The 15,224-nt window shown below is 40.2% G+C and carries 13 protein-coding genes; 3 read left to right on the top strand and 10 right to left on the bottom strand.

Annotation, left to right across the window (positions count from 1 at the left end; all coding sequences use genetic code 11):
* Positions 1–150 precede the first annotated feature (150 nt).
* The 3 genes from V7L05_RS15120 to V7L05_RS15130 all read left to right on the top strand — a co-directional run bounded on the left by V7L05_RS15120 (position 151) and on the right by V7L05_RS15130 (position 2,617).
* Positions 151–1,116, top strand: a complete 966-nt coding sequence (locus tag V7L05_RS15120) for an aldo/keto reductase (protein ID WP_335165113.1) — start codon at positions 151–153, stop codon at positions 1,114–1,116.
* A 300-nt stretch (positions 1,117–1,416) separates the two neighbouring features.
* Positions 1,417–2,055, top strand: a complete 639-nt coding sequence (locus tag V7L05_RS15125; RefSeq protein WP_335165115.1) for a MarC family protein — start codon at positions 1,417–1,419, stop codon at positions 2,053–2,055.
* Positions 2,056–2,377: 322 nt separating this feature from the next.
* On the top strand, positions 2,378–2,617 hold the full coding sequence (locus tag V7L05_RS15130) for a helix-turn-helix domain-containing protein (protein ID WP_335165116.1): 240 nt from the start codon (positions 2,378–2,380) through the stop codon (positions 2,615–2,617).
* A gap of 40 nt (positions 2,618–2,657) precedes the next feature.
* Here the strand turns inward: V7L05_RS15130 and V7L05_RS15135 are convergent, their stop codons facing one another.
* From V7L05_RS15135 to V7L05_RS15180, 10 genes are all read right to left on the bottom strand, one after another.
* Positions 2,658–5,549, bottom strand: a complete 2,892-nt coding sequence (locus V7L05_RS15135; protein ID WP_335165117.1) for an NHLP bacteriocin export ABC transporter permease/ATPase subunit — start codon at positions 5,547–5,549, stop codon at positions 2,658–2,660.
* Between the two features lie 176 nt (positions 5,550–5,725).
* Complete coding sequence (locus tag V7L05_RS15140) at positions 5,726–7,969, bottom strand: NHLP family bacteriocin export ABC transporter peptidase/permease/ATPase subunit (RefSeq protein WP_335165119.1); 2,244 nt, start codon at positions 7,967–7,969, stop codon at positions 5,726–5,728.
* Positions 7,956–9,404: an NHLP bacteriocin system secretion protein gene (locus V7L05_RS15145; RefSeq protein ID WP_335165120.1), complete on the bottom strand. Its 1,449-nt coding sequence runs from the start codon at positions 9,402–9,404 to the stop codon at positions 7,956–7,958. Before V7L05_RS15145 ends, V7L05_RS15140 begins: the two co-directional genes overlap by 14 nt.
* Positions 9,405–9,410: 6 nt before the next feature.
* Positions 9,411–10,481 (bottom strand): radical SAM protein, encoded by a 1,071-nt coding sequence (locus tag V7L05_RS15150; protein WP_335165122.1) that lies wholly within the window; start codon positions 10,479–10,481, stop codon positions 9,411–9,413.
* 35 nt (positions 10,482–10,516) lie between these two features.
* Positions 10,517–11,548: a hypothetical protein gene (locus V7L05_RS15155; protein WP_335165124.1), complete on the bottom strand. Its 1,032-nt coding sequence runs from the start codon at positions 11,546–11,548 to the stop codon at positions 10,517–10,519.
* 50 nt (positions 11,549–11,598) lie between these two features.
* Positions 11,599–12,711: a hypothetical protein gene (locus V7L05_RS15160; RefSeq protein WP_335165126.1), complete on the bottom strand. Its 1,113-nt coding sequence runs from the start codon at positions 12,709–12,711 to the stop codon at positions 11,599–11,601.
* A gap of 296 nt (positions 12,712–13,007) precedes the next feature.
* Positions 13,008–13,298 (bottom strand): NHLP leader peptide family RiPP precursor, encoded by a 291-nt coding sequence (locus tag V7L05_RS15165; protein WP_335165127.1) that lies wholly within the window; start codon positions 13,296–13,298, stop codon positions 13,008–13,010.
* A gap of 243 nt (positions 13,299–13,541) precedes the next feature.
* On the bottom strand, positions 13,542–13,664 hold the full coding sequence (locus tag V7L05_RS15170) for a hypothetical protein (protein ID WP_335165128.1): 123 nt from the start codon (positions 13,662–13,664) through the stop codon (positions 13,542–13,544).
* A 129-nt stretch (positions 13,665–13,793) separates the two neighbouring features.
* Positions 13,794–14,039, bottom strand: a complete 246-nt coding sequence (locus tag V7L05_RS15175; protein ID WP_335165129.1) for a hypothetical protein — start codon at positions 14,037–14,039, stop codon at positions 13,794–13,796.
* A gap of 1 nt (position 14,040) precedes the next feature.
* On the bottom strand, positions 14,041–15,087 hold the full coding sequence (locus V7L05_RS15180) for a cyclic nucleotide-binding domain-containing protein (RefSeq protein ID WP_335165131.1): 1,047 nt from the start codon (positions 15,085–15,087) through the stop codon (positions 14,041–14,043).
* Between the last annotated feature and the right edge of the window lie 137 nt (positions 15,088–15,224).

The raw sequence follows: 15,224 nt of genomic DNA on the forward strand, positions 1-15,224 counted from the left end.
TAGTCATGTTGCTCTCTTGGTGCTGTCTATTATCTATTCACAGCGTATACCGAGAGAGCTTTTTTACAACCTCACAGACTTTTCAAACACCCTCTAAGAAACCTTTATAGTTGGCACAAGTAATTCTAAAACTGTCTTGAGAGAAAACTTATGGTTGTTACACAAAGACGTAAACTTGGACGTTCAGAACTAGAAGTATCACCACTATCTTTTGGTGGCAACGTGTTTGGGTGGACTCTTGATGAAAATAGTTCATTTGAGATTTTAGATCACTTTATAGCGGCTGGAGGTAATTTTATTGACACAGCTGATGTCTATTCCAAGTGGGTTCTGGGAAATATTGGTGGAGAGTCTGAGACAATTTTAGGAAAATGGCTCATTTCTCGTGGTCATCGTGACCAAGTGGTGATTGCAACGAAGGTTGGCAACGATATGGGTGTTAAAGGCAAAGGGCTTTCTCGTAAACACATTCAACAAGCTGTTGAAGACTCATTGCAAAGGTTACAAACTGATTATATTGATCTATATCAATCGCATATCGACGATGAAAACACTCCACTTGAAGAAACTCTTGAAACCTACGGAGAATTGATTCGTCAGGGAAAAGTACGTGCAATTGGTGCTTCAAACTATAGTGCAGAGCGTTTATTACAGGCATTAGAAATTAGCCGTCAGCATGGCTATCCTCGGTACGAAAGCCTTCAGCCCCGTTATAACTTGTATGACCGAGATGGTTATGAGCAAGATTTACAACAAATTTCCCAAGAACACTCAATTGGTGTGATTAGCTATTCCTCTCTGTGCAGTGGCTTTCTCTCTGGTAAATATCGCTCAGAAGAAGATTTGTCTATTAGTCTCCGTGGTAGTTCTGTAAAAAGATATTTAAACCCTCGTGGTTTGCGAATTCTAAAGGCAATTGATCAGGTGGCAAAGACTTATAACTCTACTCCCACCCAAGTTTCTCTGGCGTGGCTGATTGCTAATCCTACCATTACCTCCCCTATAGTTAGTGCAACAAAGGTTGAGCAACTCAACGATATCATCAAAGCTGTCAATCTTCATCTCGACCAAGATGCTATTGACCTTCTTAATCAAGCCAGTTCCTCAAACAGCTAGTACCGCTACCTTGTCAGTCAACAGTTAACAGTCAACAGTTATTCCTCCCATATAAAGAGCTTTCCTCTTTGAATTGGGTGGTACCCGCCCGCCGCAGGTCTTACCCTGAGCCTGCGCCGTACCCTTCCCTACGGGACGCCAGGGGCGAACAGGATCTTGCTACGCGGAGCGTCTCTAAGAGTTGGGCATCGCATCGGTGGTTTTTGGAGTTTTTCGTGAAAGCAGTAAAGTGGGTACAACTGCACCCCCACTGTCTGCTAAACTCTGCTTCTAGGAAACCTAGATATCCAAATATTGATAATGTCGTTAATTCCAAATACATTAGCAACCTTTGTGGCTCTTTTCCCAATCGCCAATCCAATAGGTGCAGTTCCGGTTTTTTACAGCTTAACAGCGATGGAAACATCATCTGGGCGACATCGGCAGGCGATACAAACTGCCATAAATGTAGTCTTAGTTTTAGCTGTGTTTTTACTAGCTGGTAGGTGGATTCTAGAATTTTTTGGAATCTCATTAAATGTGCTACGGCTGGCAGGGGGATTACTTGTTGCTCATACAGCGTGGGAAATGGTTACAGCCCGTCAACGACTAACTCCATCAGAAAATGATGAGGCTATAGATAAAGAAGATATTTCTTTTACACCAATGGCAGTGCCATTAATTAGCGGGCCTGGAGCAATTGGGGTAGTAACGAGTTTATCGATTAGCTTTAAGCATTGGCTAGACTATCTTGAGTCTTTAGTGGGAATTATTTTAATAGGTATAAGCCTTTATCTTTGCTTGGCTTTAGGAGAACCACTTATTAAGAAGTTAGGAAAAAATGGTGTGGGAGCCTTAAATCGAGTTTTTGGTTTTTTCATCCTAGCAATTGGTGTGCGGTTTATTGCGGATGGCTCTATTTCCTTATTGAAAGAGGCGTTCCATATTCAAGTTAAATAATCTTTAACTTCTCAAAAGTTCAGAATTTATGGAGTTGAATAAATGTTATAAAAAAAACAGCTGGCGTTGCAACTTAATTGCTGGAATTTTCAATTATGAAGTTGCTCTGTTTTCTTGATTCGTGCAAGAGGTCTAATGAATAGCCCATATATAAAGTTTCCTCTCTACGATCCGCTCAACGCGAAAGCTTGAATCATGCTGTTTTAACTTTTAAATAAGTTCCTTTCGAGAGGAAAAAATATATGTCTTATACCAATTCTATGTGAGGCTGCATAGAACTGTAAAATAGAGAGCAGGAAAGAATCAAGACTAGAGGTAAACGATGGCACGCCCCTTTAATCTAGAAATAAGCGAGAGTACAGAGTATTTGTCCAAAAGCCTCAAAAATGCTCGCACTGCGATCGAGAAAGAACGCTTACAAATGATTTGGTGGCTAAAAACAGGACAAGTTACACAGCATAAGGAATTGAGCCGCATATTGGGTAGAGATGCCTCAACCGTCACACGGTGGTTGCAAAAGTATCGTAGGTCTATGGTGTGCGATTGGTTGGCAGTGGTGTAGGGGAAATCATGTATTCGTATTATTCATAAATCTCAAGTAACTACGCCATTTGCCGAGCCATTAACTGGGTAAATAGACCTTCAACAGCAGCTAGCTCTTGAAAAGTTCCCAGTTGTACAACTCTACCTGCTTGAAGTACATAAATACGGTTAGCGTTACGGATTGTACTAAGTCGATGAGCGATCGCTATTCTAGTAACTTGCAATTTATCCAGACTCTCACTAACAATTGCTTGAGTTCTATTATCAAGGGCACTGGTAGCCTCATCAAATAACAAAATACGGGGTTTTAATGCTAAAGCACGAGCAATTAGTAACCTCTGTCGTTGTCCCCCAGAAATATTGCCACCCCCTTCACTAACCACGGTATGCATTTGCATTGGCATGGTGGTAATATCATCAGCTAGCCCCGACATTCTGGCAGCTTCCCAAGCTTCATCTAAGGTAATCTGAGCGCCACCAGCAATATTCTCGAAAATGGAAGCTGAACTCAGCTGACCATTTTGCAAAACAACACCCAACTGTCGGCGGACTGCATCCACATCTAACCCAGAGAAGTCTTGACCATCATAGTAAATAGTACCTGTTTGCGGAGTCTCAAACCCTAGTATTAATCGCAGTAAGGTTGATTTTCCAGAACCAGAACCCCCTACAAAAGCAACAAACTCCCCTGGCTCCGCAGATATAGTCACATTGTCTAGCGTTAGAGGCCCATCGCTGCGATAACGAAATGTAACATGGTCTATGGTAATTTTACCAGCCAGCTTACCCGGATCGGCTTTATTAATATCCACTTCTGGTATGGTCACTAGAATCGGCTGGGTACGTTGCCACTGTGGGGTAATTTGCAAAATTTCCGTAACTGTATTACTTAAATCTGTGGTTCCCTTAATAAAGCTGTGAAAGGCTGTGTTGAAAGCTAAAAAAGTACCAAGGGATAATTCTATACCTCCGGTAGTTTCTGGAGCTTCCAGTAGTCTGATGGTAAACCAGAAGAGTACCCCAGAAGTCACTATGGGCATGACCGTATTAAAAAGTACAACTGCATCTTCCACTCGCTGGGTGCTAAGTTCTAGCTTAATTTGCCGAGTGTAGTTTTTACTCCAAGAGGCGAAAGCCCGTTCTTGTGCCCCAGCAATATGCAGTTTGGAGATACCATTGATTAGCTGTACTGTTTGACCAAAAATATTTCCCTGCACTTCCAGCAGAGGATGTACCTTGGACAACATAAGCATACCGGAGACTGTGGTAACAGCGATCGCAATCACTGCAACTGCAACGGCAATCAGGGCTAATCTGACGTTGTAGTAAAATAACTGGGCTAAGTAAAATAGTGCAAACAGGCTGGTAATCAGATTAATTAGAGTTCTACCACTGAGGTGACGACGGATTGTACTCACCGATGTGATGCGGGAGAATAAATCTCCTGTAGGGTACTGCCGGAAAAAGTATACTGGCAAATTTAGTAGCCGATCCCAGACACCAGCTTGAGTAGCAGCATCAGAAGCTGTTTCCATCCGTAACAGAGCAAACCCCTGAGCCAGTTGAAATAAGGCTGTGCCGACAGCCGCCACTAGTAACCCCAATCCTATTTGCAGCAGTAAAGAGCGATCACTATCTGGAATTGCGTTGTCGATGATAATCGCAGTGGCATAGGGTGTAACCATCCCCAAAAGTGTGACGGCAACGCCAGTAAATACAATTAGCAGCAAGTCCCGCCCATGTCCTTTAAGTGTGAACCGGAGTATATCAATAGCTTGGAGTGCTTTATCGGGTAAAGAGCGATAAAACATATAGGCAACAGGAGCCAGGGTAAAAGCTATCTGCTCATCCACTTTCAAGCGGGTTTGCTCAACTGGATCAAAAATTTCATAGTGGTTTGCAGACACAGGCAGCAGTGCTACTGGTCGATTATCTTCATGGGTGTAGGCGACTAAGGGGCCAGAGTCTTTCTCCCACCAATTATCTCGCAATAGCACTCGCCGCATTCGGATGCGTGAAGCTCTAGCAATTGCTTCCAATGGCTCCTTGATTCGCTTGAGGTTTTCCGAACGGGCGGGAGGTTGAATTTTCACACCCATAGCTCTACCTACCGCACCAGCAGCAACTAGCAGTGGAGTACCTTCTAGGAAAAAATCCCCATCTTGAGAACTCAAGGTTGAAGCTAATTCCCCTAGAGCCTCTGCTGTAACTTGACGATTGAGGCGTTGGCGATCGCGCAACCGCGTTAGTTCTGCTTGCGCTTCCTGCTCATCTAAAAGGTAAATGCATTGTAGGAGTTGAGTATGTAACTCAGACAACCCAACCAGCAGAGTATCTGGATTTTGGAATGCGTTGGTAGTTTCAGTTGTGAGTTGCACCCCCTCCACAGCTTCTAACCAAATTTTATCAGTCAGGGGAATGGTTGCAGTGGTGGTCGTCAGAGTCAGTTCTTCAAACCCCAGTAAGCGCATAGTCCCTTGTTGAAGCTGTACCCAACAGATTGTATCTGCTTCTGGCTGGAAAGTTTGACCATCAATTAGAGAAAATCGCGCCTGTCCCTGAGCTTTTACCTGAATTGCTGGTTTAGTAACTTGGGAGAATAAGCTAGTGAGTTGCAACAGCCAAGTTTTTATCCAACTGATCGCTCTCGTATCTGCACTGGCTACTAACTCTCGGAAACATTCTTGATGTATATGTAGTAATTGAGTCTCTCCAATTGGTACTGCTAAAATCTGACGGTAGCGATCGCCACCACTAACAGCAGTTCCAAAAAGAGCCTCTCCTTGACTAATACTGGATAAATAACGACGAGTCCCTTCTATAACGCCATCTTTAACTGTGACAGCAAACAAAGCCATAGAACCAGACTGAACGACCCAAATCCGAGAAGGATCATCGAGTAGAATTGGTTCATTGCCATTAACTATATAAACTTGCCCCTGTATTAGCATTTTAGATTTTAGATTTTAGATTTTAAATTTTAGATTGTGCAATTATTAAATACTTCTCCCCCTGCTCCCAATACGGTTGGGTTAAGGCAAGAGACGGCGATTTATCGCGTCTTTGCAATTAGCGGCGTGTCATCAAAAAACCTTATCCGAATCGTTTGCCCCTGCCCCCTGCCTCTCTACCCTTCCGTGCGAATCAAGCGAGAGTAGAAACCTTCAACTTGCCATAATTCTTGGTGAGTGCCTCGTTGTACTACCTTTCCTCGTTCTAGGACAATGATTTGATCGCAGTCGCGGATGGTGCTTAATCGGTGAGCGACAATTATGCAGGTACATCCCCGACGGCGGAGATTTTGGTCAATGATTTTTTCAGTCTCTGCATCGAGAGCGCTGGTGGCTTCATCCATGATCAGTATGGAAGGATTATTTACTAAAGCGCGAGCGATTTCTAGGCGTTGTCGCTGACCGCCACTCAAATTAGCAGCACCTTCTATAAGTTCGCTATCAAATCCACCAGACATAGAGAAAATTACATCAGCGATCGCAGCATCTTGGCAAGCCCGCATCAGGTTTTTATCTGGTACAGTAGTATCCCAGAGGGTCAAATTGTCCCGAACCGTACCGCCAAACAGCAAAATTTCCTGCTCCACCATTGCAACAGAGTTGCTCAGCAGTTGTTGGTGAATCTGATTTCTAGGTTTTCCATCAAAGCAAACTTCTCCCGCCCAAGATTCATAAAGTCCGCTCACCAGTTTGGCAATAGTAGACTTCCCAGAACCGCTTCCACCTACCAAAGCTACTCGCTGTCCCGGCTTAATTGTGAGATTAAAGTTTTCAATTAGTGCCGGTTCTAGGGGGCTATAACCAAAAGTGATATTCCGCAACTCTACATACCCCTGCAATTTGGGAAGAAGATAGGGAGATGAGGGAGAAATTACTTCCCCTGCCTCCTGCCCCCTGCCCCCTACCTCCCCAATCGGATTATCCAGCACATCATCCAGCCGAATCAAATTCCCCTCTAGTTCTTGAAGAGTAGTACCAAAGTTGACGAGATTGTTAACAGGTTGCTGGAAACCTAGCATTAAACCTTGAAAAGCAATAAGCATTCCGATGCTGAGATATCCATCCATTACCCGTAAGCCACCGACTACCAACAAAAACATCGAAGAAAGAGCCGATAAGAGCGTGGGTAAAACAGAGAATGTCTGATTTGTTACTCCTAATTCCTGCTGAGAATTTAGAGCTTTGGTGTAATAACCTGACCACCGCGAAAAGAAATCTGACTCCAACCCCGATGCTTTTAACGTTTCAATACTTTGGAGAGCAGCAATGGACACACCAGCAGCTTTGCCATACTCTTGTATCAATCGTTGATTTGCATCTATGCGCTGCCGGGAAATTAACTGCAAGGTGAGGACATTCACAGCAGCAAAACTAACTACAGCCAAGGTAAGTACCCAGTCATATTGCACCATGACTAAGGCGTAAAAAAGTACCATGACTGTATCAATAATTGTCGTTGCCAACTTTCCTGAAAGAACATTGGCTACTTCATCGTTGAGACTGGTGCGATTACTGATTTCTCCAGCAAATCTTTGGGCGTAAAAGCCCACAGGTAGGCGGAGGATGTGCCACAAAAAGCGGCTGGACATACCTACAGAGAGTTTGATTTTTAGTCGGCGTAGGTAGCGTAATCGTAATAACGTTAGCGACCCTTGGAGTATAGCAGCGATCGCCATTGCCAAAAGTAAAGGACGCAGCCATAAGTGTCGCCCCTGCACCAGGATATCATCTACAAAGACCTGACTAAACACGGGTACTACCAACCCAACCATAGTCAAGAAAAATCCTGCTATTATGCAGTAAGCTAAAGCACCCTCAGCACCCCGAAGCCGTGAACCCACGGATAGAATCATGCTAGGTTTGCGACCACCTTTTTTGAACTCTCTGCCTGGTTCAATCACCAGTACCACTCCGGTATACCCTTCGTCAAATTCTTGTAAAGATACATGACGTGGGCCCGTGCCTGGGTCATTGAGATAAACCCGCTCTTTGCGAAATCCTTCTACTACCAGGAAATGGTTGAAGTTCCAGAAGACAATATAAGGAGGGCGCAGTTCTTTAAGTTGCTCTAGTTCTTTTTTAAAGCCTTTAGCTTGGAGTCCATAGTTTTTGGCAGCTTTTAGCATATTGGATGCCTTACTACCATCGCGGGACACTCCGCAATCTCTCCGCAGTTGTGGCAGTGGTAAAATTTTACCGTAGTAACCTAGAATAATTCCCAAAGCAGCAGCACCACACTCTACTGCTTCCATCTGTAGGAGAGTCGGCGTTTTGACCCGAATGCTTCGGCGTGGGAGTAGTTTTTGCAAGTACTTCCAAGGATTAATCGGTGTTACTAAGGTAGAGTTAGTAGATACCACTGACAGACCTCAAAATTGGTAAAACGAAGGTGATAGGTGCGCGTTCTTCCACCTTGACTCGGACAAGGGTGGTAGTTCCAGAAGAAATTTTTAGGTGTGGCCCGGTAGAAGAAGACCACTTATAGCCACTGGGTGTGTTGCTATCTAAATTTAGGTCAGAGAATACTTGTATCAGACCTTCTTGTTTTTCAGATATCAAAGCTTCTACCACTTCTGAATTACCCACTTCATTAATGGCAGCTTCTTTTGTAATGGGAAACTTTGAGACAGTGGTGACAGTACCCACAATACCGCCAAAACGTTCTCTATTAACTATTTGCGGAGTAACTTGGATAGACATTCCCGACTGAACTTTTTTGCCCTCCGCCACTGGAAAATAAGTAACGCCAACTAGCTTGCTTTTGGGATTTTCCGCCTCTATGGTTCCTAAGCGAGTACCAGCGTTGACAACCTGTCCTGGTGTCAGCGTCACCTCTAAAATGCGTCCGCTATATTGACTAATAATTTGGCTATTATCGCCTAATTGCAGTTCAAGTTTGGCAATTTCCCGCTTAACTTCCTGAATTTCTTTTTTGCGGGTAGTGACGTTTTCTAAGTCTTGTTGAGCCATAGAAGCCTGTTTGCTGTCCACTTCTTTGAGTTGAGCTTGCAGGTCAGAAATGGTGCTGAGGTTTTGACGATAGTCTTTTTCTGTTTCCGTCTCCTTGACATCCAGTTCTTTCAACTGATTTTGGATGTCTGCAATTTTTTCCAAATTCTCCAAGTATTCCTGTTCTGCCTTGAGAGCTTCATCACCGGAAATCGCTCCTTCTGTTTTGAATAGCTGCTTGCGAATTTCCATTCTCTGCAAGAAAACAGGAGTCAGGGCTTGGGCTTGCCGTAGACGTTCTTGCAAGCTTTGGCGTTGCTGTCCAATAGAGGTATTGCCTTTGGTTTTCAGCAGAGGTGTTATAGCTTGCAGTTCTAGTATACGTTGTTGGAGATAATAGCGTTGTTGTTGTTGCGATCGCAGTTCCTGTTCCAGCCGCAATCCTTGCAACGAACCAACCGCTTTATCTTGTGATTCTAGTTCAGTCAGTTTAGCTCGTTGCTGTTGCAATTGTTTGCGGAGTTCAGCTTGGTCAATGGTTGCTAATACTTGTCCTTTTTTAATGACATCTCCAACTTTGATATTGAGAGCCATTAATTGTCCTGCACTTTTTGATTGCAACGGCACAACATTGCTTGGGTAAATCAGTACGCCTCGACCTTCAACAGTGATGGGAATACTGCCATAAATGCTCCAGATAACAGCTACTCCCACAATCGAACCTAAAGCAGCAAGAGGTAGCCAGCTTTTGGGGTTGACCACCTGCATCAGTTGGTCTAATCTTTCAGGGGAAGATAGACGCTCTAGTGATTCTTTACGGAATATGTTGCCTTTTTGCTGTAACATTTTTTACTAAGAAAGTAAAACCTTAGATTCCTTTGCCGCTTCAGAATTTAATGGTAAACCCACCAAAGGACAGCCAAGTGTGTCAGGATCAAGGGTTTCAAGTCCACGCAACCAAGGAGCAAGACGACCTGGTATTACTTTGAGTGTGCCATCTGGTTGTAAAGTAGCAACCTTATTTCGCTCATCATATAGAGCCACCGTACACTTTCCTACATCACCATTAGAGCGAATTACTAAGGAATTGGGTCGTGATGCGTAACAAACATAATCGTCTGACAAAGAATAGTTTTGTGATGATGCCAGATTTTCACCAAACAGTTTGGTTTGTAGAGATTTAATTGCTTCTTGTTTTTCTGTTTCGGAAAATATTTTTATTGAGGCATCATTTTCTCCACCTAATCGTTCAATTGCTTTAAATAAAATAGAAAATCTTGGATCATGTAAAAATTCTCTTTTAATATCTACAATTAGAGGATCAATGAGTTTAAGAGTATCGACGGTAAAATGAATACGCAAAATTACTGAAACTGGCAATGAACTATCACGGATTGCTAGTAAGTTAGTCCAAATCTGGTCATAAGTGCTTTTGCCGTCTGCACGAATTCGACTTTGATCATGAACTTCACGTGGGCCATCTAAAGAAATTTGATAATCTCTAACTCCTACACTTGCTAAGGCTGCGACTGTTTTATAATCTAAGAGATATCCATTTGTAGTCATATCACCTTTATAGTGCAATCTAGGATATCTATAAATGAGAGATATAGTATATTTAGAAATTTCTAATACTATGTCTTTAGCAGTCAAAGGTTCTCCACCAAACCATGAAATACTTAAATATCTTAAATCAGCACAACGCTTTTCTAGTAGTGCTTTAATTCCTTGAATTGTTTCTTGCTTCATCTTTCCTACTGCAAAGTCTTCATAGCAGTATGTGCAACGAAAGTTACATTTTTCTGTGGGTAGAATTATAAGCTGAAAGTAACTATTGGATACCAGATGCTTCATGAGATGACCATTTTTACTATCTTTATCATCGATTGAGCTTGGCAATATTCTTTGTTCTGTACTGTTCATTATCTCATCCTATTTAATTAATGATAAATTAGCTTTTAACTTGAATATTGCTTATATCTAGTTAATGCTTCTAAACAAATTGCAGTCGTTAATTCTTCAGAACCATAATGGTCTTTTGCATCTATAAAAAATGAGTATCTTGACCAAGAGCCATTTAGTTTTTGTTTATAGATTATTCTATTTATCCAATCATTGACTTGATAAGTAAAATAACCAAAATTAAAAAGTGTACAAATTGCAAGAGCATTAGACAAAGGAACCTGCAAGTAATTTTTAATTTGATCAGACATAATTTTATCCACAATTATATTTTTAGCTTGGTTTAAAGAACGCACTCCATTAAAATAAGCTCTGGAAAGCAGATAATAAAATACAAAAATATTAGGAAAATAAGCACAGTGGTATTTTTCTTGTTCATTTACTACAATATTATTCAAGTAATGGCAAACACTTTTAGTTGCTTCATTTTCTCCTAAAAGTAATAAAATGTTAGCATTCACTCCACAGCAAATATTGTTGTATGGTGGAAGATAAACAGATGATTTTTGCTCTAATTCATATTGATAATCATCTAAAAACCAAGTATAAAAAATCCCTTCTTCGTTTCTTTGATTCAAAAGTATTGCTTGGTTATTACTAAAGTTTATTGTATTACTTTTGAGAGCATAAGACGCGCAGGCTGTATCATCTAAATCAGGGATTATTCCCACTTCGTCTCTAAGAAATCGACCATTATAGTATTTAATTTTTCTATTGTTTTGAGAGTAAAATCTCCAAACTCCGGGTTCCTCTAATTCTTTTATTAAAAAGTTTAACGATTTTTGAGTCATTTCTGTAACTTTGCTATGACTTAAGAAGCTTAACGAATATAAAACAAAAGTTGTAATATAAGGTGAGCTAGCATGAAGATGGTAGCAAGAGTTCATTTGTTGTGTAGAAGACTTTAATGTTTTAAATTCCCCACAGTTTAATTGATTTGAGTACAAAAAATCTATACCATTAGAAATGGCAATATCTAAAATATTTATATTGTCTATTACAGATGAAGTATCTAAGTTGCTTTGCATAGCTTCTATTAAAAGAAAACAGTAGTTATAAAGGCATAGCTATCTCTTAATTAAAGTTGAAATAAACCGTTTTGAGATAACCAACGATGACTAAACCAAAGATAGGCTTTTGCCTGTAGAGGTTGATGAGGTTGATAAACAATTTTGATATGATGTAATGTCCTGGCAATAGTACTTCTCATCTTAGGAGATACCAATGCAGATCCTTGAGCAAAGTTGCTAGGCCATATTTCTGGACAAAACTTTTCTTCAGTGTATCCTGTCCAGTTTAAAATAGCATAGGCTTTTTCTGGAGTACATAATTTATTCTTTACTAGATAATCAAAAAATAATTGCCATTTAGCTGTATTTTTAGGCTGTTTATCGATATAGCACTCTAGTCCTATTTTGGGATAAAGGCTATCTTTTACACCAAAATTTAGTCTAATAACATCAACAAATTGAGATAACTGTGATAAAAGATTACTTAATTCAGTGAGAGAAGATGACCAACCTATATTTGATAAATAGTCTAAAATCTCTTCATGAGAAATACCCTGCACGCAAAGCCTGACGCTATAGCATTCAGTCTTTCTTGGTAACATTACACCAATTTGAAAAATTTCTCCATGAGATGGTAATGAATTAAAGCAATTTAGTAACTGTTGTTGTACTTCATTTGAGGGTAAGCTACCAAACAATAACTTTAGAGTATCATTAATAACCCAGTTATTTTTAGATAAAAATGGTTTTTCTGTTCCTTTAATATTTCTAGGTGCAAAGAAAAAACTAGGTTCTGGCGCTGTTGAAGAGTGATTGTCTACATCGAATTCCAGCCAGATATTAGCTACATTATTGTAAATAGACAATTCTGCATTTGTCCAATGAAGACAAAAATCATGTACTCGCTGCCATACTGGATTAGAATATAGTAATTCTAACCAGGAATCACAACAATCTAGTAAAGCTTTCCTACCATTATTTCTGGTTGTAAAAGCTACTAAAAAGTCTGCATTTGGGATAGCAGAACCTAAGTGACACTCAAATCCAGCCTCTGATATTTTAGGAATAGGTGGTAGTAAACTTGCTATTTGACTAATACTACCAATAGTACTATGAGAAATTAGTCGATCATCTAGACAGCGATTAGCAATCTGTAGGGTATCTTGTAAAGAATTAGCCACTATTTTAACCCTTAAAACTATAATTAACTATTTTTAAATTTAAAAAACAGAAGTATTAGCACATAACTTTATTTAATAAAACATATATTTTAAATTGGTAATCCTATAAAATAGGATAAGAAGCAGGAAATAACTCTAAATATATTAAGAATTATTTTGCTTCTATCCATTTAGAGTCTAGGAAAATACTTATTAAGTAAGCATTTAAGATTAGACAAGTTAATTTCCTAAATTTCTTTAATAAACTTATTAGGAAATTTATTAATATCTTAAGATGCTTTACTAGCTTTACTATATTATGCTTGGTATCCTACACAAGCACCGTTCAACCAAGCACCACCTGCGACTGATTCTAGTTCAGCATCAGATAATTCTTCCGATTCACTAGGCTTTATAGGTAAAACTAAACAGAAAGTATTAGGTGTTTCTTCAACAATTCTAATTTCAATACTTTCAGGTAGGTTAATGCCTTCCTTAGCGATCGCGGCTTTTGGATTACTGAGCAATTCTTGCTTAAAAGACTCATCTTGCCAAGCACGAACGATTAGTTGTTCTTCGATTTCTTTTCTAGTTATTTGTGTACTCATTTTTTGTTACTCCGTTGTTGTTTAATCAACTTCTACCTTCTAAATAATAAGAGCTACACAATTAATTATCAATGCACAATTTTTAGGTGGCGACTCACATTTTTTTTGAGTAGAGTTACTAATTCATTTAGTTTCTTCTAGATTATTTATGAGCATTATATTTAAATGCAAAATTGAACGTCGTATTTAACAACGCTCAAAGGATGTAGAGCTATTTTTAAAAGCAAGTTATATTTCTAAAGTTTATACAGATACATTTCTTAGGCGTCCCACCATCCAATCGAATCTTTTTCCTGCCAGTGCGATTTGGTCTAAAGTACTGGTGTTTAGTTCTTCCTCATATTCAATATTTTCATCCAATGACATGCCTTTGCTATAAACTCGTCTGCCATATCCAAGGCGGCTGTGTAATCCTTGCAATCTGCTGGAAAGTAAAGTAGCGAGCGCACTTAAAAACGAGATGCAAATCCTACATCCTGCTGTAACTTTAGCAATTCAACTTACTCTTAACCTCTCCAACATCCAATCAAACCTTTTACCTGCGATCGCTACACCATCTAAAACGCTATAATTCAACTCATCGTCATATTCCACATTTTCAGCTAACGGTAAACCTTTGCTATAAACCCGTCTACCATAACCAAGGCGGCTGTGTAATTCTTGCAATCTGCTGGAAAGCAAAGTAGCGATCGCTTGACACAAACGAGATGCAAATCCTACATCGTGCTGTAACTTTAGCAATTCAACTTACTCTTAACCTCTCTAACATCCAATCAAACCTTTTACCTGCGATCGCTACACCATCTAAAACGCTATAATTCAACTCATCGTCATATTCCATATTTTCAGCTAACGGTAAACCTTTGCTATAAACCCGTCTACCATAACCAAGGCGGTTGTGTAGTCCTTGCAATCTACTGGAAAGCAAAGTAGCGATCGCACGATAAAAACGAGATGCAAATCCAACATCCTGCTGTAATTTTACTGCTAATTGCTGTCGGGAAATCAATAGAACAGTTGAGTCTTCAATCGTCTTAATGGTTGCAGAGGGTAAACGACCATCCATGAAGGGTGTTTCTCCAATAATTTCGCCTTTCGATAATCTTGCTATTTCTCTACCAGAAATTTCATTACCCTCTATTGCAGCAAAAGCACGAGTCAATGGATTACGTTCATCTTCAGCAATAGACATGGACATTGTTCCATTTAAAAGAATATACAACGCATCCACAGGGCCTCTTTCATGGATGAGTACAGTGTTAACAGGAATTTTTTGCGGTTTCCCACAAGCCATCATCCAATCGATATCGCTATCATGTAATTCTCCTAACACAAACAGCACATCTCTTAACGGTTGACCTTGCGCTAGGTTACGACGACCAAGCTGATTGATGATACTTTCTAATCTATCTGCTAGCATAATTGCGATCGCTCGATAAAATCGTGAAGCAAAACCCGCATCCTGCTGCAATTTTGCTGTCAATTCTGATTGAGGAATCGACATTACTAGCGACTTTTCTACAGCCTTAACAGTAGTGTTTGTTAGATAAGTACTTACAAAGGGAACTTCTCCCACAACCTCACCACTAGATAATCTCGCAATCTCTTGACTTGTGCTTTCAACACCTTCGATGGCTGCAAAAGCACGAGTCAGAGGATTGTTGTCAGGTTGAGAGATGGTAACTGTTAAGATGCCTTCCAGGAGAATATGTAAGCAATCAGCAGTTTTTCCTGCTTCGATGAGTACAGTGCCGGTGGCTATTTCTCTTTGATAACCTTTAGCAACCATCCAATTAATGTCACTGTTAGCTAATTCTTTCAGTAAAACTTCTCGGCTCTCCAAGAGTAGTTATGTTAAAATAACATGAATAAATAAAGCAACCATCAATAAAACTACAGAAGTTAGTGCCATAAGCCTAGTGTTTG

The organism is Nostoc sp., from assembly GCF_036917755.1.
GTDB lineage: Bacteria > Cyanobacteriota > Cyanobacteriia > Cyanobacteriales > Nostocaceae > Nostoc.